This window comes from Peribacillus sp. FW305-BF15, assembly GCF_058783805.1.
The window spans coordinates 1-634 of record NZ_JBYSYV010000075.1 but is presented as its reverse complement, the minus strand read 5'-3'; the positions used below and the strand labels follow the sequence as shown (position 1 = coordinate 634).

Here is a 634-nt window from a genome sequence, read left to right as displayed (position 1 = left end):
ATTCAAGGATGGGTTCGTTTATACCAAATTCAAGGAGTCGATGGATTTAAGAAATCCTATACAAGTTATTCTACGGAGTTTAAAATGGATGTACTTAATTATATGAATGAAACGGGTATATCTTCTTACGACGCAGCCGCAAGGTTTAATATTTCATCTCCAGCGCTCATTCGGACGTGGAGAATAAATGTTAATGCCTATGGATTAGATGCCCTAATTTCTAAGAAAAAGGGGAGACCATCCATGAAAAAAGATATCAATCCATCCAAACAAATTGAAGGTTCGGTTAAAGAGCTTGAAGAACGAATTAAACAACTAGAAATGGAGAATGCTTATTTAAAAAAGTTAAATACTTTAGTTCAAATGCAGGAAAAATTACAACCCAAATCAAAGCGCAAGTAATTTATGAACTAAAGTCCATTTATGAGGTTGTGGCCTTAATTAAAGTCGCTGATATTCCACGTAGCACGTACTATTATTGGGAAAAACGCTTGAATCGAGAAGATAAGTATTCGAAGGTAAAAGCCACTATTCAGTCTATCTATCATGAACATAAAGGACGTTACGGTTATCGTCGTATCACAAAAGAGTTAAAAAAATATGGGTTTTCTCACAATCCAAAGACCATCAACCG

Annotated in this window: 2 protein-coding genes; both read left to right on the top strand. The window is 35.0% G+C overall.

Going from position 1 to position 634, the window contains the following annotated elements:
- A partial coding sequence (locus AC3WLU_RS26755) for a helix-turn-helix domain-containing protein (protein ID WP_492598231.1) occupies positions 1 to 402 on the top strand: 402 nt, incomplete at its 5' end.
- 29 nt (positions 403 to 431) lie between these two features.
- Positions 432 to 634 (top strand): IS3 family transposase (locus tag AC3WLU_RS26750; protein ID WP_336058546.1); only part of this gene is annotated, 203 nt, incomplete at its 3' end.